Source organism: Stenotrophomonas sp. WHRI 8082, assembly GCF_040223995.2.
Taxonomy (GTDB): domain Bacteria; phylum Pseudomonadota; class Gammaproteobacteria; order Xanthomonadales; family Xanthomonadaceae; genus Stenotrophomonas.
In genome coordinates, this window is sequence record NZ_CP167826.1 from 376,687 (window position 1) to 402,590 (window position 25,904).

The 25,904-nt window shown below is 66.9% G+C and carries 23 protein-coding genes; 5 read left to right on the top strand and 18 right to left on the bottom strand.

Going from position 1 to position 25,904, the window contains the following annotated elements:
* Position 1: 1 nt before the first annotated feature.
* Positions 2-2,419: a membrane-bound PQQ-dependent dehydrogenase, glucose/quinate/shikimate family gene (locus tag ABRP17_RS01565; protein WP_349985255.1), complete on the top strand. Its 2,418-nt coding sequence runs from the start codon at positions 2-4 to the stop codon at positions 2,417-2,419.
* Positions 2,420-2,521: 102 nt separating this feature from the next.
* A complete protein-coding gene (locus tag ABRP17_RS01570) occupies positions 2,522-3,376 on the top strand; it encodes an IclR family transcriptional regulator C-terminal domain-containing protein (RefSeq protein WP_188324288.1) in 855 nt (284 codons plus the stop codon).
* 60 nt (positions 3,377-3,436) lie between these two features.
* Here ABRP17_RS01570 and pcaC read toward each other — a convergent pair whose 3' ends face one another.
* From pcaC to ABRP17_RS01650, 16 genes are all read right to left on the bottom strand, one after another.
* The gene (gene pcaC / locus ABRP17_RS01575; protein ID WP_188324289.1) at positions 3,437-3,820 is read right to left on the bottom strand and encodes a 4-carboxymuconolactone decarboxylase; all 384 of its coding nucleotides are present in this window, start codon (positions 3,818-3,820) and stop codon (positions 3,437-3,439) included.
* An 11-nt stretch (positions 3,821-3,831) separates the two neighbouring features.
* A complete protein-coding gene (gene pcaD / locus ABRP17_RS01580; protein WP_349985258.1) occupies positions 3,832-4,611 on the bottom strand; it encodes a 3-oxoadipate enol-lactonase in 780 nt (259 codons plus the stop codon).
* A 10-nt stretch (positions 4,612-4,621) separates the two neighbouring features.
* The gene (locus ABRP17_RS01585; RefSeq protein ID WP_349985260.1) at positions 4,622-5,977 is read right to left on the bottom strand and encodes a 3-carboxy-cis,cis-muconate cycloisomerase; all 1,356 of its coding nucleotides are present in this window, start codon (positions 5,975-5,977) and stop codon (positions 4,622-4,624) included.
* 66 nt (positions 5,978-6,043) lie between these two features.
* The gene (gene pcaG / locus ABRP17_RS01590) at positions 6,044-6,607 is read right to left on the bottom strand and encodes a protocatechuate 3,4-dioxygenase subunit alpha (protein ID WP_349985261.1); all 564 of its coding nucleotides are present in this window, start codon (positions 6,605-6,607) and stop codon (positions 6,044-6,046) included.
* A gap of 4 nt (positions 6,608-6,611) precedes the next feature.
* Positions 6,612-7,322 (bottom strand): protocatechuate 3,4-dioxygenase subunit beta, encoded by a 711-nt coding sequence (pcaH, locus tag ABRP17_RS01595; protein ID WP_349985263.1) that lies wholly within the window; start codon positions 7,320-7,322, stop codon positions 6,612-6,614.
* 106 nt (positions 7,323-7,428) lie between these two features.
* Positions 7,429-8,643 (bottom strand): 3-oxoadipyl-CoA thiolase, encoded by a 1,215-nt coding sequence (gene pcaF, locus ABRP17_RS01600; RefSeq protein WP_372486860.1) that lies wholly within the window; start codon positions 8,641-8,643, stop codon positions 7,429-7,431.
* A gap of 1 nt (position 8,644) precedes the next feature.
* A complete protein-coding gene (locus ABRP17_RS01605; RefSeq protein WP_188324294.1) occupies positions 8,645-9,292 on the bottom strand; it encodes a 3-oxoacid CoA-transferase subunit B in 648 nt (215 codons plus the stop codon).
* The gene (locus tag ABRP17_RS01610) at positions 9,289-9,981 is read right to left on the bottom strand and encodes a 3-oxoacid CoA-transferase subunit A (protein WP_349985309.1); all 693 of its coding nucleotides are present in this window, start codon (positions 9,979-9,981) and stop codon (positions 9,289-9,291) included. Before ABRP17_RS01610 ends, ABRP17_RS01605 begins: the two co-directional genes overlap by 4 nt.
* Before the next feature lie 169 nt (positions 9,982-10,150).
* Entirely contained in the window at positions 10,151-11,470 is a 1,320-nt protein-coding gene (locus ABRP17_RS01615; protein WP_349985266.1) for an MFS transporter, read from the bottom strand.
* Positions 11,471-11,519: 49 nt separating this feature from the next.
* Positions 11,520-12,401 carry a type I 3-dehydroquinate dehydratase gene (gene aroD, locus ABRP17_RS01620; RefSeq protein WP_349985267.1) on the bottom strand — a complete coding sequence of 294 codons (882 nt, stop codon included), beginning with the start codon at positions 12,399-12,401 and terminating at the stop codon, positions 11,520-11,522.
* A complete protein-coding gene (locus tag ABRP17_RS01625; RefSeq protein WP_349985269.1) occupies positions 12,401-13,696 on the bottom strand; it encodes a carbohydrate porin in 1,296 nt (431 codons plus the stop codon). The genes aroD and ABRP17_RS01625 overlap by 1 nt, the downstream gene beginning before the upstream one ends.
* A 23-nt stretch (positions 13,697-13,719) precedes the next feature.
* The gene (locus ABRP17_RS01630) at positions 13,720-15,231 is read right to left on the bottom strand and encodes a NosD domain-containing protein (RefSeq protein WP_349985271.1); all 1,512 of its coding nucleotides are present in this window, start codon (positions 15,229-15,231) and stop codon (positions 13,720-13,722) included.
* A gap of 225 nt (positions 15,232-15,456) precedes the next feature.
* Positions 15,457-17,022 carry a protein adenylyltransferase SelO gene (locus tag ABRP17_RS01635; protein WP_349985273.1) on the bottom strand — a complete coding sequence of 522 codons (1,566 nt, stop codon included), beginning with the start codon at positions 17,020-17,022 and terminating at the stop codon, positions 15,457-15,459.
* A 44-nt stretch (positions 17,023-17,066) separates the two neighbouring features.
* Positions 17,067-17,756 (bottom strand): glutathione S-transferase, encoded by a 690-nt coding sequence (locus ABRP17_RS01640; protein ID WP_192093760.1) that lies wholly within the window; start codon positions 17,754-17,756, stop codon positions 17,067-17,069.
* 156 nt (positions 17,757-17,912) lie between these two features.
* Positions 17,913-18,122 (bottom strand): cold-shock protein, encoded by a 210-nt coding sequence (locus ABRP17_RS01645; protein ID WP_042615064.1) that lies wholly within the window; start codon positions 18,120-18,122, stop codon positions 17,913-17,915.
* Between the two features lie 215 nt (positions 18,123-18,337).
* Positions 18,338-19,285 (bottom strand): pseudouridine synthase, encoded by a 948-nt coding sequence (locus ABRP17_RS01650; protein ID WP_349985276.1) that lies wholly within the window; start codon positions 19,283-19,285, stop codon positions 18,338-18,340.
* 42 nt (positions 19,286-19,327) lie between these two features.
* On the opposite strand from ABRP17_RS01650, the gene ABRP17_RS01655 reads away from it, so the two are divergent.
* The 3 genes from ABRP17_RS01655 to ABRP17_RS01665 all read left to right on the top strand — a co-directional run bounded on the left by ABRP17_RS01655 (position 19,328) and on the right by ABRP17_RS01665 (position 23,226).
* Entirely contained in the window at positions 19,328-19,876 is a 549-nt protein-coding gene (locus ABRP17_RS01655; protein ID WP_349985278.1) for a YaeQ family protein, read from the top strand.
* A 5-nt stretch (positions 19,877-19,881) separates the two neighbouring features.
* Entirely contained in the window at positions 19,882-21,066 is a 1,185-nt protein-coding gene (locus ABRP17_RS01660) for an NAD(P)/FAD-dependent oxidoreductase (protein WP_188324302.1), read from the top strand.
* 90 nt (positions 21,067-21,156) lie between these two features.
* Positions 21,157-23,226, top strand: a complete 2,070-nt coding sequence (locus tag ABRP17_RS01665) for an EAL domain-containing protein (RefSeq protein WP_188324303.1) — start codon at positions 21,157-21,159, stop codon at positions 23,224-23,226.
* Positions 23,227-23,325: 99 nt separating this feature from the next.
* Here the strand turns inward: ABRP17_RS01665 and fabV are convergent, their stop codons facing one another.
* The gene (gene fabV, locus ABRP17_RS01670) at positions 23,326-24,585 is read right to left on the bottom strand and encodes an enoyl-ACP reductase FabV (RefSeq protein WP_349985281.1); all 1,260 of its coding nucleotides are present in this window, start codon (positions 24,583-24,585) and stop codon (positions 23,326-23,328) included.
* A gap of 326 nt (positions 24,586-24,911) precedes the next feature.
* Positions 24,912-25,886: a protein translocase subunit SecF gene (gene secF / locus ABRP17_RS01675; RefSeq protein ID WP_188324305.1), complete on the bottom strand. Its 975-nt coding sequence runs from the start codon at positions 25,884-25,886 to the stop codon at positions 24,912-24,914.
* Between the last annotated feature and the right edge of the window lie 18 nt (positions 25,887-25,904).

Here is a 25,904-nt window from a genome sequence, read left to right on the forward strand (position 1 = left end):
CGTGGACGAGAAAACAAAAAACCCGGCGCTGTGCCGGGCGCTGGTCATCCTGACCGGTCTGCTGGTCGCTCTGTTTGGCCTGGTGCTGCTGGTCGGCGGTGTGCGCTTGCTGCTGCTTGGCGGCAGTGGCTACTTCGCACCGATGGGCGCGGCCTCGCTGCTGGCCGGCGTGCTGATACTGCGGCGACGCCCGGGCGGCGCGCTGCTGTACGCGCTCGCCTTCCTCGCCACCATCGTCTGGTCCCTGGTGGACGTGGGCCTGGAGTTCTGGCCGCTGGTATCGCGGCTGGTGATGCCGGCGGTGCTGGCCCTGCTGGTGGCCCTGACCTGGCCGGCACTGCGTCGCGCTCGCGGGCTGGCACCAGGCAGGGGCGGCTACGTGATCGCCGGCCTGCTGCTGGTGGGGCTGCTGGGCACCGGCGCCTCGGCCTTCCGTGAGCGTCCCGTCGTGGCCGCCGAGGGCACACGGCCCCCGATCACGCCGGTCGCCGAAGGCACCCAGCAACGCGACTGGGCGCACTGGGGCAACACCACCGCAGGCACCCGTTTCGCCGCGCTGGACCAGATCACCCTGGACAATGTGGATCAACTGCAGGTTGCCTGGACCGCGCATACCGGCGACATACCGGAGAGCAACGGCTTCGGCGCCGAGGACCAGAGCACGCCGCTACAGATCGGCGACACGTTGTTCCTGTGCACTCCGCACAACCGGGTGATCGCCGTCGATGCCGATACCGGCCGCCAGCGCTGGGCCTTTGATCCCAAGGCCACCGCGCCCAACTGGCAACGCTGCCGCGGGCTGGGCTACTTCGATGCCAGCCAGCCGCTGGCGGGCACGGCGGCGCCCACCCCGACCGATCCAGCACCGACGCCGGCAGCAGCCGGCGCCGCGCCGGCGCTGTGCGAAAAACGCATTCTGATGACCTCCATCGACGCCCGCCTGTTCGCACTGGATGCGGCCACGGGTGCGGCCTGTCCGGACTTCGGCAGCAATGGCGTCGTGGACCTGAAACAGGGCATGGGGGAGATCAAGCCGGGCTTCTTCACCTTGACCGCCGCCCCGCTGGTGGCCGGTGACCTGGTGGTGGTCGGCGGGCGCGTGGCCGACAACATCGAAGTCAATGAGCCGTCCGGCGTGGTCCGCGCCTACAACGTGCGCAGCGGCGCGCTCACCTGGGTATGGGATCTTTCCAAAGAAACTCCGGACGTGCCGCTGGATCCGTCCGTCCACTACACCCGCGCCACCCCGAACGTGTGGACCTCGATGGCCTACGACGCCCAGCTTGGACTGGTCTACCTGCCCACCGGCAATACCACGCCGGACCAGTGGGCCGGCGAGCGGACGCCGCAGGATGACAAGTACAGCTCGGCCTTGGTGGCGCTGGACGTGGCGACCGGTAAGGAGCGTTGGGTCTACCAGACCGTCCACCACGATCTGTGGGATTACGATCTGCCGGCGCAGCCGACGCTGACCGATGTCCCCGACGGCAAGGGCGGTACGCTGCCTGCCCTGCTTCAGGTCACCAAGGCCGGGCAGGTGTTCATGCTCAACCGTGCCACCGGCCAGCCCATCGCCGAGGTGGCGGACGTCGCGGCGCCGCAAGGCAATGCAGAGGGCGAGCGCTACGCGCCGACCCAACGGCTTTCGGTGGGCCTGCCGCAGATCGGTGCACAGACCCTGACCGAGTCGGACATGTGGGGCGCCACGCCCATCGACCAGATGCTGTGCCGCATCCAGTTCAAGCAGATGCGCTACGACGGCATGTTCACCCCGCCGGGAGAAGACCTGGCGTTGCAGTGGCCGGGCTCGTTGGGCGGCATGAACTGGGGCAGTGCCTCGGTGGACCCGACGACCGGCTATCTGTTCGTCAATGACATGCGCTTGGGCCTGTGGACCAAGCTGATTCCGCGCGCGCAGATGACCAGTGGCGCTGGCGGCGTGGAAATGGGCGCGGCCTCGCAGACCGGCACGCCGTATGGTTCGCTGCGCGACCGTTTCCTGTCCAAGCTGGGCATCCCGTGCCAGAAGCCGCCGTTCGGCACGATGTCGGCGATCAATCTGGCGACCCGCCAGCTGGTCTGGCAGGTGCCGGTTGGCACCGTGCAGGACACCGGCCCGCTGGGCATCCGCATGCACCTGCCGATTCCGGTTGGCATGCCGACACTGGGCGGTTCGCTGGCTACCCAGTCCGGCCTGCTGTTCTTTGCCGGCACCCAGGACTTCTACCTGCGCGCCTATGACAGCCGCAGCGGCAAGGAAGTGTGGAAAGCGCGCCTTCCGGTGGGCAGCCAGGGCACGCCGATCACCTACGTATCGCCGACCACCGGTCGCCAGTACGTGGTGATTTCCGCAGGCGGCGCGCGGCAGTCACCGGATCGCGGTGACTACGTGATCGCCTACGCACTGCCGTCGAAATAAGGCACCTGCAGGCACCGTGGTCGCCACGACCAGGGTGCCTGCGGTTTCGCATCTTCGGCGCCAGCACTTACCATGCAGGATCACCGCGCGAACCTTCCGTACATGCCTGTTGTTCCCCCCAGTCGTCGCCCCAAGCCGTCCCCTGCCCCGCCACAGGACCGTGGCCTGTCCCACGCATTGATGCAGCAGATCCAGGACAACCAGGGCGATCCGGATTTCATGACCTCGCTGGGCCGTGGCCTGGCAGTGATGACGGTGTTCTCGCAGCACCCGCGCGAAGTGACCATGTCGCAGATCAGCAGCGAGACCGGCATTTCGCGCGCGGCCGTGCGCCGCGTACTGCACACCCTGCAGAAGCTGGGCTATGTCGGCGAACAGGGCCGTGGCTTCGTGCTGCTGCCGCGCGTGCTGGGTCTTGGCGGCGCCTATGTGGCGTCCTCGTCGATGACCGCAGCCGCGCAGCCGGTACTGGATGCGCTGCGCGATGACCTGCACGAGTCGTGTTCGCTGGGCGTGCTGGATGGCGATGACGTGCTGTACATCGCGCGCGCCGAAACGGTGCGCATCATGTCCATCGGGCTACGCGCCGGCAGCCGCCTGCCGTGCTACTGCACGTCGATGGGCCGGGTGCTGCTGGCCGCGCTTCCGCGTGACACGCTGGACGGCTACCTGGAGCGCACGCCGCTCCGCCCGCGCACCGAACGCACCATTACCCGGGTGGATGAGTTTCTGGAGACACTGGACAAGGTGCGCCGCGAACGCGTGGCGCTGGTCGACCAGGAACTGGAGATCGGGCTGCGTTCGATCGCCGTTCCGGTGCTGCGCCGCAGTGGCGAAGTCGTGGGTGCGCTGAACATCGGCACCCAGGCTGGGCGCATCAGCCTGGGCACGATGCAGACCCGGATCCTGCCGCGGTTGCGCGAATCGGCGCAGCAGTTGGGGATGCTGCTGGGCTGAGGTCGAAACCTGACGGCCAGCGGCCGTCACTACCGGCAGCGATCGGCCGTCACTACGGCATCATTCGGTCGCCTGTTCTTCCAGGATCGGCTTGGCCAGGGCGAAGGCGTGGTTGGCTGCCGGCACGCCGCAGTAGATCGCCGCCTGCAACAGCACTTCCTTGATGTCCTCCGGCGTCACCCCGTTGTTGCGGGCTGCGCGGATATGCAGCTTGAACTCTTCGTCGTGCCCCAGCGCCACCATCATCACGATGGTCAGCAGCGAGCGGGTGTGCCGCGGCAGACCGTCGCGCGTCCACACCGTGCCCCACGCCGTGCGGGTGATGAAGGCTTGGAACTCCTCGGTGAAATCGGTACGCGCCTGCAGCGAGCGCTCCACGTGTGCCTCGCCCAGGACCTCGCGGCGTACCGCCAAGCCGGCTTCGTAACGTTGCTGTTCGTCCATCGTGATGCTCCTCAGGCGTTCAGATGATCAGCCAGCGCCGCGTTGAACGCGTCGACCGACTCCAGGTTGCAGATGTGCCGCCCGCGCACGCTGGCATAGCGTCCCTGCGCGACACCGGCGGCGATGGCCTGCAGGTCGGCCGGCGGGCAGACGGGATCCTCGTCACCGGCAATGGCCAGCGTAGGCACCTTGATGTCCGCCAGCCGGCCGCGGAAATCGGCATGGCCGACCGCATTGCAGCAGCCGGCATAGCCTTCGGCCGAGGTCGTCAGGAAGCGCTGCAGGATGTCTTCGACCTGCTGCGCATGCGCCTGCGCGAACGCCTTGCTGAACCAGCGCTCGCGGGTGCCTTCCAGCAGCGATTGCAGCCCGGACTGGCGCACCTCTGCAATACGTGCCTGCCAGCTTTCCACGGTGCCGATCCTGGCGGCGGTGGCGGCCACGGTCAGTGAGGCCAGACGTTCACCGGCGTGCACGCCAAGCCACTGTCCGGTCAGTCCGCCGATCGACAGCCCGCAGAAATGGCTGCGTTCGATGCCCAGGTGGTCCCATAGCGCCAGCACGTCGGCACCGAGGTCATCCACCGTGTACAGGCCCGGCGGCGTGCTGGACAGTCCGTGGCCGCGCCGGTCGTAACGCAGCACGCGGAAGCGACCGCTGAAGGCGCGTGCCTGCGGCTCCCACATGTGCAGATCGGTGCCCAGCGAATTGCAGAAGGTCAGCCAAGGGGCATCGGCCGGCCCTTCCACTACATAGCGGAGACGGTGTCGCGGAAGCTCAAGGAACGCCATGCATGCTCCATCAATCATGGTGGGGGACGCGCGCCAGCACGCGGTTGATCCATGTATCGGCCATGCCACGCCAGCTGTCGGCGGCGAACAGCGCATCCAGTTGGTCGCTGCCCAGATGCCGGGTGACTTCTGGATTTGACTGCAGCACCTCGCGCAGGGGCTGCGAACGGGCAAGCGCCTGCTGCGCGGCCTGCTCCACCAGTGCGTGTGCGGCCGCCTTGCCGACCTGCTCCGCCAGGGTGACCGCTACCGCCTCGGCATACAGCAGGCCACCGTGACTGCCCAGGTGTTGCTGCATGCGCGCACGGTCCAGTTGCAGGCCCTGCACCACCACCGTGACCTGGGCCAGGCTGCCGGCGCACAGGCGAACGATCTCCGGCACGGTTTCCCATTCCGCATGCCACTGCCCGGCCGCGCGTTCGTGCGGCTGCGGCATGGCGCTGAACAACGTGGACAGCAATCCGGGCACGCGGGTGGCCGCGGCAATCGCCGCCACGCAGCCCACCGGATTGCGTTTGTGCGGCATCGCCGACGATCCGCCCTTGCCCTCGCCCGCCGGTTCGAAGGCTTCTGCCACTTCAGACTGCATCAGCAGCACGATATCGGTGGCGATCTTGCCCAGGCTGCCGACCAGCAGTGCGAAAACGCTGCCCAGTTCGGCGATGCGGTCCCGGGCGGCATGCCAGGGCAGCGCCGGCAACGGCAGCTGCAGTCCCTCCGCGAGCGCCTGCGCCACGTCCAGGCCGCGTCCCTGCAGCGACGCCAGCGTGCCGGCGGCCCCGCCGAACTGCAGCACCAGCGTATCGGCATGCAGCGACTGCAGCCGTTGCTGGCTGCGCTGCAGGGCATCCAGCCAACCCGCCGCCTTCAGCCCGAAGGTGACCGGCACGGCCTGCTGCAGCAGGGTGCGTCCCGGCAGGCCGGTATCACGCTCGGCGTTGGCCAGTGCAGCCAGTGCGGCGCAGAGGTGCTGCAGTTTCGCCTGCATCTGGCCCAGCGCCCGCCTCAGTTGCAGTACCGCACCGGTATCGATGATGTCCTGGCTGGTGGCCCCCCAATGCACCCACCGCGCGGCGTCGGCGTCATCGGCGCGCACGCGCGCGGTCAGTGCCTTGACCAGCGGAATGGCGGGGTTTCCTGCCAATGCCGTGGCCTGGGCCAGCGCCGCGATGTCGTAGAGGTGGGCGTGGCAGGACGCTTCGATGGCGGGCAGCGCCGTCTGCGGAATGACACCGCAGCGCGCCTGCGCGTGTGCAAGCGCGCGCTCCACATCAAGCATCGCCTGCAGGCGTGCGGCATCGGTGAACCCGGCATCGACGATCGGATCGCCGAACAGGTCCCCGAGCAGGGAATGGGTTTCGCTCATGTACCGCCATCCATCCAGAGGGGACCAGCTTACCCACGCCCGCGATCAGCGGGCGTGGAGAACCGCTCAGTAATCGAAGAAGACCGTCTCGTCCGGTCCCTGCATGTGCACGTTCCAGTGGTACAAGCCATCGCCCTGTGCCTGCGCGAGCAGCGTGCCACGACGTTCCGCCGGCACCAGCAGCAGGATGGGGTCCTCTGCATTGCGCGGCTCGTCACTGAAGTACAGCCGTGCACTGGCTGCGCGCAGCAGGCCGCGCATGAATACCAGAACCACCAGGTGCGGCGCCTGTGCGCGGCCACCGGGCCCGGCGACGCTGCCCGGCTTGATCGTGCTGAAGGCGAAGCGCCCGTTCTCATCGGTGGGCACCCGTCCCCAGCCATCGAAGGCCGTGTCGTGGTCGTCGCGGCGTGGATCCTCGGCATGGGCATAGATTCCCTTGGCATCGGCCTGCCAGATTTCCAGCACGGCATCGGACACCGGCAGCCCGGTGCCATCGAACACCTGCCCGCGTACTTCCACGCGCTCGCCGAGCGCGCTGGCCGGTGCGATGTCGGTGCGGTACAGCGGTTCCAGGCCCAGACGGTAGTACGGCCCAACGGTCTGCCACGGGGTAGATTGGAAACTCATTGGTTCACTCCCACACGGTCATCTTGCGGCCACGCAACACGATGTCGAAGCGGTAGCCGAGGGCGAATTCGTTGGCGCTGGTTTCCCAGTCGAATGCCGACACCATGCGCGCACGCGCCTTGGCGTCATCCACGCAGTTGAAGATCGGGTCGTAGTCCAGCAGTGGATCGCCCGGAAAATACATCTGGGTCACCAGGCGCTGGCCAATGCCTTCGCCGTGCAGCGAGAAATGGATGTGTGCCGGGCGCCAGGCGTTGTAGTGGTTGCGCCACGGATACGCACCGGGCTTGATGGTGGTGAAGCGGTAGCGGCCGTGCGCATCGGTCAACACCTGGCCGGTGCCCTTGAAGTTCGGATCCAGCGGTGCATCGTGCTGGTCGCCCTTGTGCAGGTAACGACCGGCCGCATTGCACTGCCACACCTCCACCACGCTGTTGCGCACCGGACGCCCGTTCTCATCCAGCACGCGGCCGCTGACGATGATGCGCTCGCCCAGCGGTTCGCCGGCGAACCCGGCGGTGAGATCGGCCGCATGCTCGCCCAGGGTGATGCGGTCCAGGGTCGGGCCGGTCGCCTCGGACAGCGTTACCGGGATCGCGATCGGATCACGGCTGGGCCCGCGCTTCGCGGTGGACGCGTACGGCAGGTGGATGCGGGGCGGCTGGGTGCCGGGATACGGCTTTCGATAGCCGCGCAGTTCAGTGGGATCGCTCATCGCGTACTCCGGTTGGCTGGCGGCCCGTAGGCCGCGGCTGATGCATTCGCGCACGCTGCCACGCAGGGCGGGCGGCGGCCGTGAAACAGGATGGGGGAAGCGCGGGTCACACCCGCTCGATGGCCAGCGCCACGCCCTGGCCGACCCCGATGCACATGGTGGCAAGGCCACGTCGACCGCCGCTGGCTTCCAGCTGACGCATCAAGGTGAGCACGATGCGGGCGCCGCTCATGCCCAGCGGGTGGCCGAGCGCGATCGCACCGCCGTTGGCGTTGACGTGCGGCGCATCGTCGGCGACGCCGAGTTCGCGCAGGCAGGCCAAGCCCTGCGAGGCGAAGGCCTCGTTCAGTTCGATGGCATCGAAGTCGGTGATCGACAAGCCCAGCCGCGCGAGCAGCCGGCGCGTCGCCGGCACCGGGCCCATGCCCATCACCGATGGCTCCACGCCGGCACTGGCAAAGCCGAGGATGCGCGCGCGCGGCATCAGGCCCAGGGCATGCACCTGTGCTGCGGAAGCAAGCAGCAGCGCGGCGGCACCGTCGTTGATGCCCGATGCATTGCCGGCGGTGACGGTGCCGGGCTGGCGGAACAGCGGCTTCAGCCGGGCCAGCGCCTCCAGCGTGGTGTCCGCGCGCGGGTGTTCATCGTACTCGACGCGCACCGTTTCGCCGCGCTTACGGCCCGGCGCGTCGACCGCGACGATCTCGCCGTCGAAGAAGCCCGCCTGCTGCGCCGCCGCCGCGCGCTGCTGGCTGCGCAGCGCGAACCGGTCCTGGTCCTCGCGCGATATCGCATGGCGCTCGGCCACGTTCTCGGCGGTTTGACCCATGGTCTCCACGCCATGCAGTTCGCGCAGGCGCGGGTTGATGAAACGCCAGCCCATCGTGGTGTCTTCGAGCATCTGATCACGAGCGAACGGGGTGCTGGCCTTGCCCATCACCATCGGTGCGCGCGACATCGATTCCACGCCACCGGCAATGGCCAGCCCCAACTCGCCGGCGGCGATGCCGCGGGCCACCGTACCGATGGCATCCAGTCCGGAGCCGCACAGGCGGTTGACCGTGCTGCCGGGCACGGTAACGGGCAAGCCCGCCAGCAGCAGGCTCATGCGCGCCACGTTGCGGTTGTCTTCGCCAGCCTGGTTCGCGCAGCCCAGGTAAACCTCTTCGATCAGCGCCGGATCCAGCCCCGGATGACGCGCCAGCAGGCCCTTCAGCGGGACCGCGCCGAGGTCATCGGCACGGACGCCGGCCAGTGCGCCGGCGTAGCGACCGATCGGCGTGCGGATGCCGTCGACGATGTAGGTATCGTGCAGGCTCATGTCAAGCTCCTTCGGCCATCTGCAGCGGCAGGCCGGTCAGCTCGCGCAGCAGCTCAAGGCTGGCGCCCTCGACCATCTCCACCACGCGCGCACCCGCGGCACCCACGTCGAATACGCCGACATCGGTATACACACGCGATACGCAGCGCAGGCCGGTCAAGGGATAGCTGCATTCGGCAACCAGCTTGCTCTCGCCCTGCTTGGTCAGCAGGTCCATCATCACGAACACCTGCTTTGCACCGATCGCCAGGTCCATCGCACCGCCGACGGCGGGAATGGCATCGGCCGCCCCGGTGCTCCAGTTGGCCAGGTCGCCGTGTGCCGACACCTGGAAGGCGCCGAGCACACAGATGTCCAGGTGGCCGCCGCGCATCATCGCGAACGAATCGGCGTGGTGGAAATAGCAGCCACCCTGCAACAGCGTCACAGGCTGCTTGCCGGCATTGATCAGATCCGGGTCTTCCTCGCCGGCATCGGGCGCAGGGCCCATCCCAAGCAGGCCGTTCTCACTCTGCAGCAGGATTTCCTTGTCGGCCGGCAGGAAGTTGGCCACGGTGGTCGGCAGGCCGATGCCGAGGTTGACGTAGGCCCCTTCGGGAATGTCGCGCGCCACGCGTGCAGCCATCTGCTGGCGGCTCAGACGGTTCATGCCGCACTCCTTTCTGCAGCCTGCGCAGCGCCGATGGCGACCACCCGCTGCACGAAAATGCCAGGCGTCACCACGGCTTCCGGATCCAGCCCACCCAGCGCCACCACCTCACGCACCTGCACGATCGCGCAGCGCGCGGCCATCGCCATCAGCGGGCCAAAATTGCGCGCGGTCTTGCGGTACACCAGGTTGCCCCAGCGATCGCCGCGGTCCGCCTTGATCAGCGCGAAATCGGCATGCAGCGGCAGCTCCAGGACGTAGTGGCGTCCGTCGATCTCGCGCGTTTCCTTGCCTTCGGCCAGCTGCGTGCCATAGCCGGTCGGCGTGAAGATCGCGCCCAGCCCCGCGCCGGCAGCGTGGATGCGCGCGGCCAGGTTGCCCTGCGGCACCAGTTCCAGTTCGATCTCACCGGCTTTGTAGGCGGCATCGAAATGCTGCGAATCGGCCTGCCGCGGGAACGAGCAGACGATGCGGCGCACGCGCTTGTGGCGGATCAACGCAGCAAGGCCGGAATCGCCGTTGCCGGCGTTGTTGTTGATGATGGTCAGTTCGCGCGCGCCCTGTTCGATCAGCGCCTCGATCAGCGCATCGGGCATGCCGGCGGTACCGAACCCGCCGATCATCACCGTCGCACCATCGTGGATATCGGCCACTGCAGCTGTTGCATCGGCCACGGTCTTGTCGATCACTGCATTGCTCCCTGCACCATCCCTGCATTGCCGGTAGCGGCAGGCGGTGATGCGACGTACGAAGAAGAACCGGATACCGACATGGTCGTCATGCGGGACCGGACGATCAATCCGATATTCGGACATGCCGTTCGATAATCGAACACGCTTTCATTTGCCGATCCCGTGGTCATGTGCGTGCCTGCCCCACGCCGACCCGCAGCCGCAGGCAGGCCCATGCCGCCAGACCCAGCGGCAGCGCGCACAGCACGTACAGCGCGGACGGCGGCCACCCTCGATCCACCAGCAGGCCGACACTGAGGGGCGACAGGATGGCGCCGACCCGGCCGATGCCGATCGCCCAGCCCAACCCGGTGGTGCGTACATCCGCAGCGAATACCACCGGCGCGGCCGCATACAGGCCGGCCATCGCGGCAAACAGCGCCGCACCGATCACGAAGGCCACCGGGAAGGCGACGCCGAGCGTGGTGTTGAAGCCGGCGAACACCAGCATCGCGATCATCGCCATCAGCAAGGCGGCGGCGGTCAGCCGTGACAGCGCCCAGCGCGAGGCCAGCCACCCGAACAGGCTGCCGCCGACGATGCCACCCAGGTTCAGCAGCACCCCGCCGGTGATGCCCTGCTGTGCCGAAACGCCGGCAGATACCAGCAGCTTGGGCGTCCAACTGAGCACGAAATAGAACGCGAACATGTGCAGGAAGAACGCCAGCGCGATGAACACCGCCACCGGGCGCAGATGACCGACGAACAACGCGGCATAGCCCTTGCGCCCACCTCCGTGCGACGGCGCCGGGGGTAGCGCCTGCAGCGCGGGCATCTGCATCCGCGCCAGCAGCTTGTTCAAGCGAGGCAGTGCGTCGGCCGGACGCCGTGCGATCAGGAAATCCAGCGATTCGGGCAGGCACGCCAGCACCAGCGGGATGCACAGCAGCGAGGCCGCCGCACCGATCAGGAACACGCTGTGCCAGCTGAAGTGCTGCAGCATCCACGCGGCCAGCACCCCGCCCAACGTGGCACCGATCGGGTAGCCGGTCGCCTGCAGAGCCACCGCCGTGCTGCGCCATTTGGCGTTGGCATATTCGGCAGTGATCACCCCGACGCCGGCCAGCATGCCGCCGATGCCGATACCGGTGAACACCCGCAGCGCGGCCAGCTGCCAGGCCGTGGCGGCCAGCGCCGACAGCGCCATGCCCACGGTCAGGATCGCCAGACAGCACATGATCATCGGCCGCCGTCCCCAGCGATCAGCCAGCGGTGCCAGCAGGAAGGAGCCCAGTGCCATGCCGACCAGGCCGGCGCTGAGCATCATGCCCAGTGCCTTGCCGGAGAGTCCCCAGTCACTGGACACGTGGGGTGCGGTGAACGCCATCACCATCACGTCAAAGCCATCGAGCATGTTCAACAGCACGCAGATGGCGATGGCCGTCCACTGGAACGACGTCATTTTTTCCAGGACCAGCGGTGGGGCGGTTACGGAAGCACTGCTCATGCGGAATACCTGCGACGACACACGACGGAAAGGAGCTGGCAGGCGCGCTTCAACGGCCGGCCTGGCTGGATGCATGGATGACCTGCAGCACCGATTGCAGCTGCTCTACGTCGACCTGTCCGGGCGCGGAGGGCGTGCCGATCATGCCGAAGGTCATCGCCTGGCCGAAGGTTTCCCCCGCCAGCCGCGAGACCACGCCGGTGCCGCCCATGGCCATCGTCAGCAACGGACGGTCACTCTGCTGGCGCACCTGCCAGGTGGCATCCAGCAGCGCCAGTACGTCACCGGCGTCGCGCGGCATCACCGCGATCTTCAGCACGTCCGCTCCCATCGCCTGCTGCCTGAGCAGGCGCGCCACGATTTCCTCGCGCGGTGGCGTGCCGTGGAAATCATGACTGGACATCACCACCTTGGCACCGGCCTGGTGTGCCGCGCTGACCAGTGACTGCACCACCTGCGGGTCACGGAACATCTCCACGTCCAGCATCTGCACGAAACCGCCGCGCAGCAGGGTGGCGTACAGCGCACCGTAGTCGGCATCGCGGATCGGCTTGCTGCCGCCCTCGGCCTGGGTGCGGAAGGTCACGATCAGCGGCTTGCCTGCCAACGCCTGCTCGATGCGCTTGCCGAGCGCGAGCAGGGCGGTGCCGTCGGTGGCGATATCCAGGTAATCGATCCGCCACTCGGCGATATCGGTGGACGCGCTGGCGGCGATCACCGCAGCCTGCTGCAGTGCCTGCTCCGCCGTCGCCCCGGTAATCGGCACGATCGTCTTGGGCATGCCCTCGCCGATGCGCAGCGTGCCGATCTGCAACGGCGCCACCGCTGGCGGCGCGGCCTGTACCGCAGTAATCGAGGTGGCACAGGCCACGGCCAGCAGCAGGGGCGTCAGCGCGCGCATGGGAGTCATCGGGCAAGAAAAGAAACGCATCAGAAGGTCACCTTGGCCTGCACGCCGAGCGCCCAGGCGTTGTCGGTGCGGGTGTAGGCAAACGTGCCCGGATTGACGATGTACTGCACGTCCGGGCGGATCATCAGCCATGGATTGACCTGCACGCTGTAGGACAGCTCGAACAGTTCCTCGGCCTGGCTGAGGTGGTACAGCGACGAATCGCCGGGTACACCCGCCTCGACCAGGGTGGCGCGGCGGTCATCGATCAGCCGACGATTGATGTCGGCACCGACGTAACCCAGCGCGATGCTGTCCTGGTCCCGTGAGCCGATTCCCTGGTAGACACCGCCCACGGCATACCAGCGACGGATCTGCGCAGTATCGGTGTCGGAGACCATGTACTGGGCAAAGGCGGTCAGGCCCCGCTCCGGGTCACCGGCCTCACGGGTCAGACGCTGTTCGGCCAGCACGTAGCCGCCATGGCGGCCGGTGGTAGCGGTCGGTTCCAGGCCGCGCCGCGGCACGCGCGAGGTGTCGTAGTAACCGCCGAACTTGTAGACGCCGGGATGATTACCGCCCTTGCCGGGCGTCCAGATCAGCTCTACCGGGAACAACGACCCGGTGGTGCCCGAAGCGAACGGTCGGAAGGCGTTGCGCTCGATGTTGCCGCCCAGGTTCGGATTGACCTGGAACCAGCCGGTGCGCACATTCAGCGCCGGACTGACCTGCTGGGCGATCTCACCGCCCCAGCGCGCCACCGGGTAGTTGTACCAGCCGCTGTTGCCGGACATTGCCAACGGATGCGCGCAGAACGCCGCGTTGACGAAATGCGTCAACAGGCTGTGCAGCCCGAACTGGTTGCCCATCGCGTAATAGCCCAGCTTGAAATACGACTGGCCATCGGCGAATTTCTGGTCGTAACTGAGCTCGGTCAGGCGCGTGTACTGGCCGCCGTAGGCTTCCTGGATCGGGAACCGGTTGCCGACGAAGTCGACCGAGGTGCTGCGCCCGCGGCGATCATTGAGGGTGACGTGCAGCATGCCGCCGTCCCACCCGGCCAACTTGCCCATGTCCAGGTCCATGCCCACGCGGACCTGCTGTGCGTAGCGCGCGCCGGTCTCACCGTAGCCGCCGTCGACCACGCCCATCGCTTCACCGACGTAGTCGCCGCGGAACGTGATGCCGCGCGCGGCGAGCTCGCTGCGCGTGCCGCCCCAGTCACCGGTGAGCGTCTGGCCGTCGTAAGCGTTGGCGGATTGCGCGCTGGCCAGCATCGGCATCAGCAGGGCGGCGACGGTGGCGGTGGTCCGCAGGCAGGAGGAAGTGGACGTCATCGAAAGGTTCCGGAAGGAGGTCATCAGCGCAGCGCCAGCGGCGCGCTCAACGGGGAGGTGGCGCCCAACGCGGACGTCACCGTCGCGGTCACAGTGGCGAGCCCGGCGCCGTCTCCCGCATCGGCCAGCGGCACCTCGAACCGCCCCTGCCCCTGCGCATCGGTGATCGCCTGCACCGTACCCAGCACGCGTTCGGCCTCGCTGCTGCCCTTTGCCGCGTTACCGAACAGTTCGACCTGGTAGCGCTGGTCCGGCGCGCCGTTGAACACACCGTGCACGACGCGTGCAGCACCCCTGCCCTGCACCGATTGCAGCGTCGGTGCGGCCTGGCCGAGGTTGGCCAATGGCTGGCAGTCGGCCTGCCCTGCGGCGCTGCAGATGCGTGCACGCTTGGATGGGTCGGTGTCCACGCCACGGCCGCGTGATCCTTCGAACGTGGCATGTTCGAGCCCCGGCACACCGAACACGATCGCGCCGCGTGCCTGGCCGGGCGCACATGCACCACCGGCTTCGCAGCGTTCGATGCGCAGGCCATTGCCGGCCAGCCGGTTGGCGGTGAAGCGGTTCGGTGCACTGATCGGTTGCGGACGCACGGCGATGCCGATGCCATTGCCGGTGATGGTGTTGCCATCGACCACGTTGCCGGTACCGGTGATGCTCAGGCCGATCGAGTTGCCGGTGAACGTGTTGGCGGCGATGTAGTTGCGGTTGCCCCAGTTGATCTGCAGGCCGTCGGAGTAATCGACGAAGCGGTTACGCATCACGCTGTTGTCGTTGCCCCACAGGATTTCGATGCCCTGCGAAGGTTCCGGATTGGCGTCGGTGGACTGGAACAGATTGTCGGCGACCAGGTTCCAGGCCGCGCCGCGGGTGAGCTCCAGGCCATCGCCGTTGTCCAGGAACACGTTGCGCACGATCCGGTTGTGCACGGTGGTGGTGGGCGTAGATTGGCCCGTGCCATCATCGCCGGTGAGCATGATGCCGGCGCCGCCCTTGTTGGCGACGATGCGGTTGTCATGGATCTCGCTGTGACTGGCGCGGTTGATCAGCACGCCGATGCAGAAGTTGCGGATCTCCAGCCCGGCCAGCTCCACGCCCTGCGTATCGCGCAGCACCAGTCCCGGCAGCGTGGTGGTGCGCACGTTGGTGCCCGACTGACCCGGCTCGGCACCCGGGCACGCGTCAGTGCCGGTGCCGGTGACATAGGCCGAACCATCGATGGCCACGTGCACGCCCTCGCGTCCCCACGGCATGCCGATGATCTGCACCGGCCCGATGATCTCCGGCAACGGCGAAGCCGGGCGGATCACGTAGGGCGCCTGGCCGACCGCTTCGATCTCGATGCGATGACGGCCGGGAGCCTGGTTGGCGGTGGTGATCGCCCAACGCAGCGAACCCGGCGCCGCATCGTCGGTATAGCGGTCCACGCGCAGCACCTGCAGCGCCTCGCGCGGCGGTTCGGCCTGGTAGGCCAGCGCCAGCGATGGCAGCACGGCAAGCAGGAACAGGGAAACGGCAGACAGACGACGGCGCATGCGAACTCCGCACAGGTGGAAGGAATCCCGGCGGTCTTCCCCTGCACCTGGCTTCAGCACCGCTTCGGCACTGCCCTCGCCCCGCCAGGGGTGGATCGCTTGGAACGAGGATGAAAGTAGTTTTATCGCACTGCACCATTCAAGTGCGTTTATCGACTATGTGTGCGATTACCGAACTGAACAGGTAGTGCCATCGTCTTACAGAAGAGCACTCCACCGCGCTTCTCAGGAACTGCACGACAGCATCGAACAGCCTGCCTTGTGATCCGCCCACGCCGGACGTTTGCCGGCGTAATGCTCCAGCCCGGCACGTTCGGTGTAGGGATCACGCAGGACCTCCTGCAGCGCCCGCACACCGCCCAGATCGCCCTGCTCGGCACGCTCGATCGCTTCCTGGGCCAGCCAGTTTCGCAGCACGTACAGGGGATTGGCGCGGGTCATCCGCGTCATCCGCTCCGATACCGACAGGGGATCGGCACGCAACCGCGCGGCATAGTCACCCAGCCACTGCAGCAGCGACGCATGGACGGCGGCCTGGCGCGCAGGGTCGTAATACACGCCGTCCAGCACAGCGGCATCCGGACGCGTGACATCGAAGCGGATCAGCGCCCGGTAGGCCAGGGTCATGTCCATCGCTCCGTCCTGCATCAGCCCCTGCCAACGCTGGTGCAACTGCAGGTCGTCCTCGCCCGCCACGGACAGACCGAGTTTGGCGGCGACGTCGCGTCGCGTGCAGGCGGCCAACGTGACCTGGAAGGTGTCCAATCCCGCCTGCAGCGGCTGCACGTCGGCGAACAGCGGCGCCACCGCCTGCGCCAGCCGGGTGAGGTTCCAGAACACCACCTGTGGCTGGGTGCCGAACCGGTAGCGCCGCCCCTGTGCGTCGGTCGTATTGGGCGTCCACTCCGGGTCGAAATCCTCCACCCAGCCATACGGGCCGTAGTCGATGGTGAGCCCGAGCACCGACATGTTGTCGGTGTTCATCACGCCATGCACGAAGCCCACGCGCATCCAGTGCGCGACCATTTCCGCGCTGCGCCTGCACACCGCGCCAAACCATGCACCCAGCAGCGCATCATCGCTGCCCTGCAGCTCGGGGAAATCACGGGCGATGCACGCGTCGACCATCCGCTTCAGCAACACCACATCGCCGCGCGAAGCGGGAAGCTCGAAGCTGCCAAAGCGCAGGAATGAAGGCGCCACGCGGCATACGATGGCGCCAGGCTCGGCCTTTGCATGGCCGTCGTAGAACATGTCGCGCACCACACCTTCGCCGGTGCCGACCAGCGACAGCGCGCGCGTGGTCGGCACGCCCAGATGGTGCATCGCCTCGCTGCACAGGAACTCGCGTATCGACGACCGCAGCACGGCGCGGCCATCGGCCCCGCGCGAGTAGGGCGTCGGCCCTGCGCCCTTCAACTGCAGCTCCCAGTGGCGTCCGTCGGCAGCGGCCAGTTCACCCAGCGAGATCGCCCGTCCATCACCCAGTTGCCCTGCCCAATGGCCGAACTGATGGCCGCCGTAGTTAGCGGCCCACGGCTGCATGCCGGCCAGCAAGGCGTTGCCGCCGAACACCTCCGCGAACTCACTGCTTTCAACGAACGCAGCCGGCAGACCGAGCAGCGCGGCGACCTCCGGCCAGACGGCCAGGGTGCCCGGCGCGGCGACCGGGGTGGGCATGACCGCCGACCACGCGGCCCCGATCACCTCACGGCGGCGTGGCCCCTGCTCTGGATCCCCCGGCAGGGTGGCGATAAGGCGGTTGTCGAAGTGCGGCGATTGCGTATCCATGCCGACTACATGGGGATGCCCGCGCGAGCCGGCAAGTCGCCTCCTCAGCGGCCGTCCAGCGCCTTCAGGCTGCCGCCACGCGCCACGGCGTGCTGGTAGCCCGGACGCTGCTCGATGCGCTGCAGGAAGCTGCGGATCGCCGGCTTGTCGGCCAGGCCATCGCCGCGGCTGCCCGCGGCCTGCAAGGGGAAGCTCATCTGGATGTCGGCCAAGGTGAAGCGCTGACCGGCAAACCACGGGCTTTCGCTGAGCCGCTGCTCCATCCAGTCCAAATGCAGGCGACGCTGTGGCCCGACGAAGCCTTGCTCTGCCTTGTCCGCGATCGCGCGCGCGATGGGGCGGGCAAAGAACGGCATCGGCGCGTTGCGGATACGGGCCATCACCAGCGTCAGCAGCATCGGCGGCATGGCCGAACCTTCGGCGTAGTGCAGCCAATACCGGTACGCCATGCGCTCGTCACTGCCGGACGGCTGCGGCGCGGGGGAAAGCACGCGCTCCTTGTCGTAGGTATCGGCCAGGTAGTCCAGGATCGCACCGGATTCGGCCAGCATCCGCGTCCCGTCCTGCAGCACCGGGGCTTTGCCCAGCCCGTGGATCTGCTTGAGCGCGGCAGGCGCGAGCATGGTCTTGGCATCCCGCGCGTACTGCTTGAGTTCGTAGTCCAGCCCGAGCTCTTCCAGCGCCCACAGGACGCGCAGGGAACGGGAATTGTCGAGGTGGTGGACGATGCGCATGCAGGGGATCCGCGATGAAGGGTTCCCATAGCGTAGTGGGCAGCGTTTGCGCGAAGCGTGACGAACAAGGGCGTCGCCCGGCTGGAACGCGGGCAAAAAAAAACGCCGGAAGCTTTCGCTTCCGGCGTTCATAGCTACCTTAAGGTAGCAAGCGGATTAGACCGCCTGCACCTGGTCAGCCTGCATGCCCTTCTGGCCCTGCACGGCGACGAAGGTTACCTTCTGGCCTTCCTGCAGCGACTTGAAGCCGTTGCCCTGGATGGCACGGAAGTGCACGAACAGGTCCGGGCCGCTTTCCGGGGTGATGAAGCCGAAGCCCTTGGCATCGTTGAACCACTTCACGGTACCGCTCTGACGATCAGACATCTTTGAAACTCCTGAAACAATATGAAATAAATCGCAGCCACCGGATATCGGGGCCGAGACTGAGTTGCAGGCGTTGGCAAAGCGGATCGATGGAGCAGATCGTGAGATCAACTGCACCAGGCCACGATTTACGGTGACCCTAGCAAACACAGTGGGACGGACAATACGCGTGTTTGGACTAAAAAGCGATAGCGGAGACGTTCATCAAGCCCAATTCAGGCTTCCGGCGCGTTGGTGTCAGCCCCCGTGGCCTTGCCGGGGGATCCTCGCCACGGCTCCTCCAAGGTCAATCCGCTGCAGAAATGGCGCACCTCCCCGCTGAGCGGATCGCTGAATGAAAGCGTCCGGGCCAACAGTTGCAAGGGCTGGGAGTAGTCCCCCGCGTCCCGCGGAGCCAGGGTCGGGTACAGATCATCTCCCTGCAGGGGTGCCCCCAGGGCGGCCATGTGCACCCGCAGCTGGTGCTTGCGGCCCGTGACCGGGCGCAGCCGGTAACGCCAGACCGGACCGGTTCCCTCGATTACCTCCACATCGGTCTCGCTGTTGGGCGCGCCCTCCACTTCGGCCATGCGGTGGAAGGGCGTCCCGCGCTCCAAACGACTGCAGTAGCGCAGCGGAAACGCCGTCGCAGGCAGCGCAGGCGCCAACGCCTCATAGGTCTTTTCGATACGGCGCTCGCGGAACAGGCGCTGGTAGGCATCCCGGCTGCCGGGCCGCGTCGAGAACAGCACCAGGCCCGCAGTCAGCCGGTCCAACCGGTGCAGGGGCACCAGGTCTGGATTGCCAGTCGCGGCGATCAGGCGCGCCAACAGCGTCTGCTGGACGTGCCCGCCCGCCGGCACCACCGGCAGGAAGTGGGGCTTGTCGGCGACCAGCAGGTGCGCATCGTGATGCACGATGCGCTCGGCGAACGGCACGATCGGCTCGTGCGCCACCTCGCGGAAATAGCGGATCTCCAGACCGACCTGCCACGGCTGTGCAGGGTCGAGCGCCCTGCCCTGCGCATCCTGCACCCGCCCACGGCCGAACCGGTCCAGCCACTGCGCGCGACTGATCCGCGGGAAGCGCGCGCACAGCCCATCCAGCAGGCAGCCCCATGCCCCCGGCGGCAACTGCAGGCGACTGGCGGCAACGTGCGGGCACATCGGATCGGACGGCATCATGGCCCACCCATTATCATGGTGCTCTTTGTACACGGAAGCCCCATGGCCCTCACCGCCACCATCCGCAAGGCCGAGCTGCAGATCAGCGACATGGATCGCGGCTACTACGCGACCCACAACCTCACCCTCGCCCAGCACCCGTCGGAGACCGACGAGCGCCTGATGGTGCGCTTGCTGGCCTTCGCGTTGAACGAAGCGGATCGCCTGGAGTTCGGCCGCGGCCTGAGCACCGACGACGAGCCGGACCTGTGGGAGCACGACTACACCGGCGAGATCCTGCGCTGGATCGACCTGGGGCACCCGGACGAGTCGCGCATCCGCAAGGCCTGCAACCGCAGCCGGCAGGTGCAGATCGTCAACTATGCCGGCCACGCGTCGGATGTGTGGTGGCAGAAGCAGGGCAAGGCGCTGGAGCGCTTCGGCAACCTGTCGGTACTGGACCTGCCCGCCCCGTTCGTAGAACAGTGGACCACGCAGATCCAGCGCGCGATGCGCTGGAGCGTGCTGATCCAGGACACCGAAGTACAGCTGATCGCCGACCACATGCAGCTGGACGTCATTCCGGTCTGGCGCAAAACCGCCAAGGCGTGAGCGGCGTGGCGCCCCCCCGTTGCGATGTCCTGGTGATCGGTGCCGGCGCAGCCGGGCTGATGTGCGCGCTGACCGCCGGCAAGCGCGGCCGCGTGGTGCAGGTCATCGACCATGCCAACAAGGTCGGCAAGAAGATCCTGATGTCCGGCGGTGGCCGCTGCAACTTCACCAACACCGGCACCACGCCGGCCAACTTCGTGTCAGCCAACCCGCACTTCTGCAAGTCCGCGCTGGCCCGCTACACGCCCTGGCATTTCATCGACATGGTCGAGCGCCATGCCATCGCGTATCACGAAAAAGAACTGGGCCAGCTGTTCTGCGATGTGTCGTCCAAGCAGATCGTGAAGATGCTTGTCGACGAATGCCAGCAGGCCGGTGTGCAGATCCGCACGGACTGCGCGGTGCAGCGCATCGAGCGTGGCAGTGATGGGTTTCATGTGCACACCGCCGATGGCGTGATCTTCGCTGCTTCGCTGGTGGTGGCGACCGGCGGGCTGTCCATCCCCAGCCTGGGCGCCAGCGGCTTCGGCTACGAGATCGCACGCCAGTTCGGCCACGATGTCCTGCCCACCCGCGCCGGCCTGGTGCCGCTGACCCTCAGTGGTACCCACCAGCAACGCCTGGCCGACCTGGCCGGCGTGGCGCTGCCGGTGGAAGCACGCAGCAACGGGGTGTCGTTCCGCAATGCGATGCTGGTCACCCACCGCGGCATCAGCGGCCCGGCGATCCTGCAGATCTCCTCGTTCTGGCAACCGGGCGACGCGCTGGAGCTAGACCTGCTGCCTGGCCAGGATGCAGCGGACTGGCTGCGCCAGATGAAGCGCGACCGCCCGGACGCGGCGCTGCGCACGGTACTGGGCGATGTGCTGCCCAAGCGGCTGGCACAGCGTCTGTGCGAGCACTGGTTGCCGGATCGCCCGGTCAAGCAGCTGGATGAACCGCAACTGCGGCAGGCGGCGGCCCTGCTGGGCGCCTTCCCGCTGGTAGCCAGCGGCACCGAAGGCTACCGCACCGCCGAGGTCACCTTGGGCGGGGTGGATACCGCACAGGTGTCTTCGTCGACCTTCGAATCGCGGCAGGTGGACGGGCTGTATTTCATCGGCGAAGTGCTCGATGTCAGCGGCTGGCTGGGCGGCTACAACTTCCAGTGGGCGTGGGCCAGCGGACATGCCGCCGGCAGCGTGGTGTAGGCATGGCGCAGTTCCCGTCCGCCCCAGGGGCTGGCGCATGGACCTGCGGACGTGCATCGTGTATCTAATGCGCAGCTTGGGGAGCAATGAATGCAGAACTCGAATGACATCACCCTGCGCCTGGTGATCGTGGATGACAGTGGCGAGAACGCCGAAGCCATCGTGAGCGCGCTGCGCAACAGTGGCATCGCCGTCCGCCCGTCGCGCCCGCAGGACGCCGCGGAGCTGGGCCAGGTGCTGACCGCACAGGCCATCGACCTGGTGCTGGCCACGCCGTCGCAGTCGATCAGCCTGCCGCAGGTATCCCAGCAGATTGCCGCCAGCGGCAAGGATGTGCCGCTCATCCTGCTGGTGGACCACATCGAGGAAGACGCGCTGGTGGAAGCCAGTGCGCACGGCTTCCGCGCCCTCGCCCTGCGACCGCGTCCGGAGCACCTGCTGGCCGTCGTGCGCGACCAGTGGGTGGATCTGCAGGCGCGTCGCAGCCTGCGCCGCATCGAGGCGCAGATGCGCGAGACCGAGCGCCGCTGCGATGCACTGATCGCCTCGTCGCGCGACCCTATCGCGTACATCCACGAAGGCATGCACATCCGTGCCAACGAGGCCTACCTGGAGATGTTCGGCTTCGAGCATTTCGACGATGTGGAAGGCATCTCGTTGCTGGACATGGTGTCAGCGCAGCACGTTGAAGGCTTCAAACAGCTGTTGAAGGGCCTGAGCAAGGGCGAGGCGCCACCGCCGCAGTACCAAGTGGATGCGCGCCACCAGGATGGCTCCGCGTTTGCCGCCACGATGGAGTTCACCGCGGCCACTTACGAGGGTGAGACCTGCCTGCAGGTGGTGTTCCGCCGCCGCCTTGAACTGGACCCCGAACTGGCCCGCGAGGTGGAAGAGCTGCGCCAGCGCGACCAGGTGACCGGTCTGTTGAACCGGCCGACGTTCATGGTGCGCGTGGAGAACGCCGTCGCCCAGGCCGGCCGCAGCGAAGGCCGCGCCGGACTGCTGCTGGTCGAGCCGGACCACTACGCCCGGCTGCTGCCGGACTTCGGCCTGGATTCGGCCGATGCCTTGATCGCCGCCATGGCCGCCCTGCTGCAGGACACGGTGGGCGAACAGGCCGAGCTGGCGCGCTTCGGTGAACACAGCTTCGGCGTGCTGCTCGAGGGCGCCTTCGCCGATACGTCTGCACTTGCCGAGCGCATCCGCGCTGCCTACGCCGCCCATGTCTTCAGCATCGGCAACCGCTCCGCGACCGTCACCGTCAGCATTGGTGGCGTGCAGGTGGGTGAGAAGATCGCCAGCATCGGCCAGGTGTTGGCCCGCGCCACAACCTGCGTGCGGGATGCCTCCGAGCTGGGCAACACGGTGCGCATCTTCGATCCCGGCGCGACGGACCGCGTCGAGGAAGAGCGCATTGCGCGCTGGGTATCGCGCATCCGCGAGGCACTGGATGGCGATGGCTTCCAGCTGCACTACCAACCCGTGTTGAACCTGCAGGGCGAGCCGCGCGAGCTGTACGAAGCCTACCTGCGGCTGGACAACAACGGTGAACTGCAGAGCCCGGTGGCCTTCCTGGGCATCGCTGAAGAGCATGGCCTGCTGGCGGACATCAACCGCTGGGTCGTGCGTCGCGCGATCGCCGTTCTCGGCGAGCATCAGCGTGCCGGCCGAACGACCAGCATGCTGGTCAAGATCACCCCGGAATCCTTCGCTGATCCGCAGCTGATCGCAGTGCTTCACGACGAACTACGCGCCCATGGTGTGCCCGGTGAGCGGCTGTGGTTGCACACGCCGGAATCGAAGGTGTTCACCCACCTGCGCAACGCCCAGCAGTTCCTGCAGGACGTGGCACCGTTAGGCTGCCGCATCGGCCTGGAGCAGTTCGGTTCCGGCCTGGATTCGTTCCAGCTGCTGGCGCACTTCCAGCCACAGTTCCTGAAACTCGATCGTGGATTCACCCGCGACGTGGCCAGCACCCGCGAGAACTTCGAGAAGATCAAGGAAATCACGGCGCGCGCGCAGGCGGCGGACATCGCCACCATCGCCGAGTTCGTGACCGACGCCAACTCGATGACCTTGTTGTTCAGCGCCGGCGTGGATTACGTGCAGGGCGAGTTCGTCGGCGTAGCGACGCCGCGAATGGAGTTTGAGTTCGGCTGAGGCCCGGCGCTCCGGAGTACCGGTAGCGCCGAGCCATGCTCGGCGGGGCGCATCGGCGCCCGTAGACAAAAACCGCCGCGCCATGCGCGGCGGGCGGCATCAGGTCATGTCGACCAGGTTGTCGATCTTGACGTCCGGATCGACGTCGGCGTCGTAGTCCACGCCTTCCACGCCGAAGCCGAACAGACGCAGGAAATCCGCCTTGTAGCCGGCCAGATCGCTGATCTGGTACAGGTTCTCGTTGGTCACCTGCGGCCACAGCGCCAGCACGTCGGCCTGGACCTCCGGGACCATTTCCTTGTAGTCCGCACGCAGGCGGCCTTCTGCATCGATCAGGGGTACCGTGCGGCCATCGCCGTCGATCAGTTCGCGGCGCAGACGATCCACTGCCGTGCCCTCGTCCTTGCCGCCGTAAAGGATGTCGTACAGCACATCCAGCTGCTCGATGCAGCCTTCGTGCGTGCCTTTTTCCTTCATCACCTTGAACAGCAGCGAGAGGTACAGCGGCATGGTCGGGATGGCCGAGCTGGCTTGGGTGACCACTGCCTTCAGTACCGATACGCGCGCGTCGCCGCCGATCTTCGCCAGCTTCTCGCGCAGGCCCAGCACCTTCAGGTCCAGGTCTTTCTTGGCCGCGCCGATACTGCCGTTCCAGTAAATGGCCTGGGTGATCTCTTCGCCGACGTAGGTGAACGCGGTGGTGGTGCAGCCGTTGGCGAGCACGCCCGCATCGGCCAGCGCATCGATCCACATCTGCCAGTCTTCGCCGCCCATCACGGCCACGGTGCCGGCGATCTCTTCGTCGGTAGCCGGTTCGAGGTGCGTCTCGGTCAGCTTTTCCTTGTCGGTATCCAGCCCACGCAGGGTGATCGGCGCGCCGATCGGCTTCAGCGTGGAATTGATCACTTCGCCGGTCTTGGGGTGTCGGCGGCGCGGCGAGGCCAGGCTGTAGACCACCTGGTCGACTTCACCCAGGTCGGCCTTGATCGTCGCGATGACTTGCGCCTTGACCTCATCGGAAAACGCATCGCCGTTGATGCTCTTGGCATACAGCCCGGCCTGGTCTGCGTATTTGTGGAACGCGGCCGAGTTGTACCAGCCGGCACTGCCCGGCTTGGTTTCGCTGCCGGGCTTTTCAAAGAAGACGCCCAGGGTGGCGGCGTCGCTGCCGAAGGCGGCGGTGATGCGCGCAGCCAGGCCATAGCCGGTGGAGGCGCCGATCACCAGCACGCGCTTGGGACCGTTGACGATCCTGGGCTTGCTGCTGATGTAGTCGATCTGCTGCTTGACCGCCGCATCGCAGCCGGTGGGATGGGTGGTGACGCAGATGAAGCCGCGGATGCGCGGTTTGATGACCATGGATACCTCGGTGTGGGACAGGCGCAACGCGGAGGCGCGCATACGCTTAACGCTGGAATCGTAGTGTGCGGGGGGATTATGCACAACCGACGGCGGCGTATGCAGGCGCCTGCGCTGATGAGGTCGGAGGGCCCGCGCGGGACACGCCGCAAGTACGTCCATGTAGGCTACCGTTCGGCTCCTGCCTCACAGTGTCCCGCACGGACCCTCCGACCTCCTCCGGATGGTTTCCTGCTCGCCGCGGTGTGTGCGGGTGGGGAGGCGCAAAGCAAAAAAAAAGAGCCGCACTTTCGTGCGGCTCTCTTGTTCAACTGCTGCGGGGACGGTTACGGGCGGCGGGCGAGCGCTTCCACGTCCTTGGTCTTGGGCAGCAGGTCCTGCTTGGTCACCGCGAGGACGCCCATGGTCAGCAGCGGGCAGGCGATGAAGATCGAGGACAGCGTGCCGATCACCGCGCCGATCATCTGGCTCAGGGCCAGTCCTTCCAGCGAACCGCCGCCGTAGATGTACAGCGCCAGCACGGACAGGAAGAACACCAGCGAGGTGATGATGGTGCGCGACAGGGTCTGGTTGATCGAACGGTTCATCACTTCCAGCGGCTCGACGCGCAGGCTGCGGAAGTTTTCACGTACGCGGTCGAAGACCACGATGGTGTCGTTGATCGAGAAGCCCATCACCGACAACAGGCCGGCCAGTACGGTCAGGTCGAACTCGCGGCCGCTCAGGGAGAAGTACCCCGCCACCACCAGCACGTCGAACAGCGTCGTGATGATGGCGACCACGGCGAACTTCCACTCGAAGCGGAAACCGATGTAGATCAGGAAGCCGACCAGCACAAACAAGGCCGCGTACAGGCCGTTCAGGGCCAGCTCCTTGCCGACCTGCGGGCCGACGAACTCCGAGGACAGCACGGTCGCCGCGTTGCCTTCCAGCGACACGGCGGTACGTACAGCTTCCGCGGTGCGGTTGTTGGCATCGCCGGCGCTTTCGCCTTCTGCCTGTGCCTGCGGCTGCAGGCGGATCAGCAGGTTGCTGCCGCTGCCGAAGCTCTGCACCTGGGCACCGCCGTACCCGGCGGTCTCCAGGTGTTCGCGAACGGCATCGACGTCGGCCGGGCGGTCAAAACGCACTTCCACCACGGTGCCACCGGTGAAATCCAGTGCGTAGTTGAAGCCTTTTCCGATGATGCTGCCCAAGGCCACGATGAACACCAGGACGGCAACGCCGATGGCGATCCAGCGGGTGCGCATGAAATCGAACTTTGTATCGTTCGGGATCAGGTGGAGCGGAAACAATTTCATGGTATCGATCCTTTTCCC

Bases quoted from the DNA above. Each gene is read 5' to 3' on its own strand.
- pcaC (WP_188324289.1), bottom strand. From the start codon at position 3,820: ATGGACGAACAGCAACGTTACGAAGCCGGCTTGGCGGTACGCCGCGAG.
- pcaD (WP_349985258.1), bottom strand. From the start codon at position 4,611: ATGGCGTTCCTTGAGCTTCCGCGACACCGTCTCCGCTATGTAGTGGAA.
- ABRP17_RS01640 (WP_192093760.1), bottom strand. From the start codon at position 17,756: ATGCGCATCGTCCACCACCTCGACAATTCCCGTTCCCTGCGCGTCCTG.
- fabV (WP_349985281.1), bottom strand. From the start codon at position 24,585: ATGGTCATCAAACCGCGCATCCGCGGCTTCATCTGCGTCACCACCCAT.
- ABRP17_RS01665 (WP_188324303.1), top strand. From the start codon at position 21,157: ATGCAGAACTCGAATGACATCACCCTGCGCCTGGTGATCGTGGATGAC.
- ABRP17_RS01635 (WP_349985273.1), bottom strand. From the start codon at position 17,022: ATGGATACGCAATCGCCGCACTTCGACAACCGCCTTATCGCCACCCTG.
- pcaF (WP_372486860.1), bottom strand. From the start codon at position 8,643: ATGAGCCTGCACGATACCTACATCGTCGACGGCATCCGCACGCCGATC.
- ABRP17_RS01650 (WP_349985276.1), bottom strand. From the start codon at position 19,285: ATGATGCCGTCCGATCCGATGTGCCCGCACGTTGCCGCCAGTCGCCTG.
- pcaG (WP_349985261.1), bottom strand. From the start codon at position 6,607: ATGAGTTTCCAATCTACCCCGTGGCAGACCGTTGGGCCGTACTACCGT.
- aroD (WP_349985267.1), bottom strand. From the start codon at position 12,401: ATGCGTTTCTTTTCTTGCCCGATGACTCCCATGCGCGCGCTGACGCCC.
- ABRP17_RS01585 (WP_349985260.1), bottom strand. From the start codon at position 5,977: ATGAGCGAAACCCATTCCCTGCTCGGGGACCTGTTCGGCGATCCGATC.
- ABRP17_RS01625 (WP_349985269.1), bottom strand. From the start codon at position 13,696: ATGACGTCCACTTCCTCCTGCCTGCGGACCACCGCCACCGTCGCCGCC.
- pcaH (WP_349985263.1), bottom strand. From the start codon at position 7,322: ATGAGCGATCCCACTGAACTGCGCGGCTATCGAAAGCCGTATCCCGGC.
- ABRP17_RS01630 (WP_349985271.1), bottom strand. From the start codon at position 15,231: ATGCGCCGTCGTCTGTCTGCCGTTTCCCTGTTCCTGCTTGCCGTGCTG.
- secF (WP_188324305.1), bottom strand. From the start codon at position 25,886: ATGAAATTGTTTCCGCTCCACCTGATCCCGAACGATACAAAGTTCGAT.
- ABRP17_RS01615 (WP_349985266.1), bottom strand. From the start codon at position 11,470: ATGAGCAGTGCTTCCGTAACCGCCCCACCGCTGGTCCTGGAAAAAATG.
- ABRP17_RS01655 (WP_349985278.1), top strand. From the start codon at position 19,328: ATGGCCCTCACCGCCACCATCCGCAAGGCCGAGCTGCAGATCAGCGAC.
- ABRP17_RS01645 (WP_042615064.1), bottom strand. From the start codon at position 18,122: ATGTCTGATCGTCAGAGCGGTACCGTGAAGTGGTTCAACGATGCCAAG.
- ABRP17_RS01605 (WP_188324294.1), bottom strand. From the start codon at position 9,292: ATGAACCGTCTGAGCCGCCAGCAGATGGCTGCACGCGTGGCGCGCGAC.
- ABRP17_RS01570 (WP_188324288.1), top strand. From the start codon at position 2,522: ATGCCTGTTGTTCCCCCCAGTCGTCGCCCCAAGCCGTCCCCTGCCCCG.